The organism is Fulvivirga kasyanovii, from assembly GCF_009711405.1.
Taxonomy (GTDB): Bacteria; Bacteroidota; Bacteroidia; order Cytophagales; family Cyclobacteriaceae; genus Fulvivirga; species Fulvivirga kasyanovii.
Window position 1 is genome coordinate 1 of the sequence record NZ_SMLW01000287.1, and the last position, 4,233, is coordinate 4,233.

4 protein-coding genes are annotated in these 4,233 nt (G+C 44.2%); 3 read left to right on the plus strand and 1 reads right to left on the minus strand.

Features of this window, described 5'->3' with window-relative positions:
- Together E1163_RS02050 and E1163_RS02055 are read left to right on the plus strand one after the other, a co-directional pair.
- On the plus strand, positions 1-315 hold a 315-nt coding region (locus E1163_RS02050), incomplete at its 5' end, for a T9SS type A sorting domain-containing protein (protein ID WP_221417911.1).
- Between the two features lie 327 nt (positions 316-642).
- The gene (locus E1163_RS02055) at positions 643-1,260 is read left to right on the plus strand and encodes a BspA family leucine-rich repeat surface protein (protein WP_155168956.1); all 618 of its coding nucleotides are present in this window, start codon (positions 643-645) and stop codon (positions 1,258-1,260) included.
- Here the strand turns inward: E1163_RS02055 and E1163_RS02060 are convergent.
- Positions 1,238-2,134 (minus strand): PAS domain-containing protein, encoded by an 897-nt coding sequence (locus tag E1163_RS02060; protein ID WP_155168958.1) that lies wholly within the window; start codon positions 2,132-2,134, stop codon positions 1,238-1,240. The two genes, E1163_RS02055 and E1163_RS02060, sit on opposite strands and share 23 nt — an antisense overlap.
- A 194-nt stretch (positions 2,135-2,328) precedes the next feature.
- Here E1163_RS02060 and E1163_RS02065 point away from each other — a divergent pair.
- Positions 2,329-4,233, plus strand: a 1,905-nt coding sequence (locus E1163_RS02065) for a cadherin domain-containing protein (RefSeq protein WP_155168960.1), incomplete at its 3' end; no start/stop codon positions are given.

Genomic DNA, 4,233 nt, shown 5'->3' on the forward strand with positions numbered 1-4,233 from the left:
GGTTGTTCAAAAATGTCTGAAAACTTCATCGTTGATGACATCAAGAAAAGTTCTGTTACAGGAATAAACAATTCGAATGAATCCATTATATTCATTTCACCTAATCCAATTGAAAGCAAGAAGTTCCTATCTGTAAGAAATGCTAGTTTTGGGAGCGTATACAATATTATAGACAGTAATGGGAAATTGCTTGATTACGGTGCTTTGGACGAGACAGGGCAAATTAATATAAATGGTCTAAATCCTGGTCTTTATTTATTAAAGCTTAATGAAGGTAAATCAATAAATATTCTGAGGTTTGTTATTATTAATTAGATTTTAAATTGAAACCTCTTTAGGTGCCTGTAATAAACTAAGATATTAGGGACTCTGAATCCTCCCCCTGGTCGTAGGGTCAAGCGCAGCGGTCCTACGACCTAATATGTAATAGGGCGTCCGCCCGGACTAATTCTTTAAATGCTATCTTTGAATCATGGGAAGAAAGTATGTCATTCGGGATCAGCACGCTATGTAACCTCAGGCATGGACGTGGAGCTTTCCAAAACCTCCAAGGACGATCACACCATATAATAAAAAAGAACCCCCGGGGGGTAGTATTTTTTGCGGCTCGCCTGGTATCAGGTAGTAACCCTATTTTTACGAATGATATATTCCAGCAAGCCAGTCATTTTTTTTATTGCAGTTACACTGTCAGCGGTGGGTATGGCAAAAGCGCAGGCGCCTTTTATCACCACATGGAAAAATGATAACCCCGGAACTTCCAACAGCACTTCAATCTACCTGAAGCTTGGGGCGGGCTCGTTTAACTATGATGTGGATTGGGACAATGATGGTGTATATGACGAGTTTGGGCTTACCGGTGAGGTTACTCATGATTTTGGCGTGGCTGGCACCTATACCATCAGGATCAAAGGCGATTTTCCTTATATCCGCTTCGAGCATGGCGGCGATAAAGAGAAGCTTTTGGATATTGTGCAATGGGGTGATATAGTGTGGAAAAACATGCTGGAGGCCTTTGATGGCTGCATCAACATGACCATTTCAGCCACCGATGCCCCCAACCTTTCCCAGGTTACCAGCACGCAGGGCATGTTTCTCAATTACCAAAGCATGAATACCAACCTTAATCATTGGGATGTAAGCAATATCATCACCATGGGAGGTATGTTTCACAATTGCTATTCATTTGATCAACCCTTGAACAACTGGAATGTAGGCAGTGTTACCCCGAAGTACCCTAAGCAGTATCCAGGTTTTTGATAAATTCCAGAAGGTTTTCCTCGGGGTTCAGTTGCAGCTTTTGTTTCAGGCGATTGCGCATCACTCTGAGGCTGTTCTTTTTGACTGACATAAACCTGGCAACATCGCTATTGTCGAAACCCAACCTGATCAAAGCAATATGTTTTAGCTCCTTGTTGGTCAGGGATGGGTATTGCATCGAAATATACTCCACAAATCCAGGGTCTGTAAAGTGAAAATGTGTTTTGAAATCTTCCCAGTCGTCTTCTGTTTCCAATACCTTCCTGATTACATTTAAAACATTCCTGATTTCACTTCTAGGCTTGGGGGGCACCTCCAGGATTATTTTCTCAAGCTTGACCATCAGGTCCATCTTCTTTTCCATATAGGCCACACTTGACATCAGCCTGGTCTTGATGATTTCCTTTTCATGTTGTTCTTCCGCCAGGTACTTGCGTTCGGAAATATCCCTGCTGATGCTCATGATGTAACACACCTTTCCTGATTTGTCGAACAGTGGACGGCTAAAAACCTCAAACCAGACATAGCTTCCGTTTTTGTGCCTGCACTTTACCTCTACCAGTTCTGATTGGCGGCTCCCCATGGCTTTTTTGTTGTGGTCTGACTCCAGCCATTTGATGGTGTCAGGGTGAAACAGGTCATATGGTGTCATTTGCAGAAGTTCAGCAACGGAAAACCCCAGTATTTTTTCCATCGAAGGAGGCACCAGCTCATAGCGAGTGGTCTCCGGATCATGGAGGCATATTACATCACCCATATTTTCCATAACTATTCTAAAAAGATCCTCCTGAGTATAAAGTGTGTCCATGTCCTCTTCATGGTTGGAGCCTTGGTTTATATGTTTTAGTATTTCGGAGATTTCCTGTATTTGCATGATTAAACCTTCTTATTCTCAACGCCTAAAATTAGCCGTTACACAGCGTACTTCGGTGTGCAACTTAACCCAAATCATAAGAAAAAAACAGCATGTTAACGCTTTGTTAACGGTGTGATTCATAAATATTTGGAGCATCAGTCAAATCCTGTTTGCTTTGGAAATTCAGTATAATTCAAGAAAGCACTTAAGGTATGAAAAACACTAATCGATCCATGACACTCAGAGCGAGCATGTCATTCTTAATACTTCTTTTTTTATCAGCAATTTTCATGGGCTGTGGTAGTGACGATGAAAACCCGGCTCCCGTAGTTATTACCTTAGAGGATATGACTTTTACGGTTGAAGAAAATCCTGCTTCAGGGCTTTCCATAGGTACAGTTGAGGCGTCAGCTACCCAGGGAGGAGCAGACGTTGATATGTCATTTTCCATCACTTCACAATCCGCTGATGATGCTGTATCCATTGATGCCACCACGGGAGAGTTGAAGGTACTGACACCGGCCGTATTTGATACGGACATTAACACTTCAATAACTCTTACTGTAGAGGTATCGGCTGTAGGTAAAACAGAAAGCATGCAGGTAACCATCAATATTGCAGCCCCCAATGCCGTGGTTATAGAGGTAAATAATACGGCATTCAGCCTTGATGAAAATCCGCAAAACGGGGCATCCATAGGCACCATAAGTGCATCGGCTACCCAGGGAGGCGAAAGTAAGGACATCACTTTCAGCATTTCAAGTTTTGAAAATGAGGAGCCACTTAGTGCCATAGCCATTGATGCTGCCACCGGTAATATCACGGTTGCCGACTCTTCGGCTTTCGATTACGAAAAAAACATCTACTTAACTGCGCTGATTGCTGTTACTTCCGGCAAACAAGAGAAAACGGCAAGGGTAACCATTAGTATTCAAAATGTGGCGGACCAATGGGTCAAGCATGATTACGAAATTTTGGGTGATGCATCAGGTGATGGCTTTGGCAGCGCTCTAAGTCTCGACCTGGAAGGAAACCAACTGATCGTGGGAGCTCCATGGCACGATGCTTCGGGAATGAATAATGCCGGACAGGCAAGGCTCTTTAAACTTGAGGGCAGCACATGGAATACCCGACATACTATTTTCGGTGTAGATGAAGGTGCTTTAACCGGCTACGCGGTAGATGTAAGCATATATGGCACTTCCTTTATAGTGGGGGCTCCAAATGGATTTAGCTTTGAAGCCGGTGATCCGGTTTATGCAGGAAATGTCAAACTATACCAGGAGGCAAATACAAGCAGTGGCTGGAAAGAAGATTTTTTTGGCGCATACAATAGTGGTGACAATGTCGGACGGTCCGTAGCCATGAGTGCCTCAAACGAAAAGGTTGTGGTAGGCTCAGCAGCGCAAGGCAAGATAATACCTCTATACAAGTCATTATTTTCTTCTGACGGCGATGGACTGCTCTTCAGGGTGCCGGGTGGTGAAATTGATGCTCCAGGAAATGGAGGCCATGCTGTAGCTACTAATGGCACAGGAAAGATCTTTGCCGAAGGAGCCATTAATTATTCCGGATCAGGAAGGGTAAGGGTGTTTGAGATCGGTGAGCAGGCAGATGTGCCGGATAACAACCACGCCAGGTGGGAGTATAGCCAGGTGGGACAGGATCTTATGGGCAACGAATCCGGAGATCAGTTCGGAAAATCGGTCAGTTTATCTTATTCAGGCGAGATCATTGCCATCGGATCCAATAATATTGACGGGATTGGCTACGTAAAGGTATTCAAAAGATCAGGCTCTAACTGGGTGCAGGTAGGGCAAGACATCCAGGGAAGCACTCCCGGAGACCGCTTTGGGTTTTCTGTAGCTATAAACTTTAATGGAGACCGCCTCATTATTGGTGCCCCATTTGACGATACCCAGGGCACTGAAGCCGGAATGGTGCGTGTTTATGAACTCAGCGAAACAGACCAGTGGATACCTATGGGGCCTCCTGTGTTTGGCAAAGAGGCAGGAGATCGTTTTGGTATTTCAGTAGATAATGCCACCGTTCATATGGTAGTAGGCTCTGATCAGAGGGGCGCAGGTGCAACAGGAGCAGGTAAAGTATCAACATTA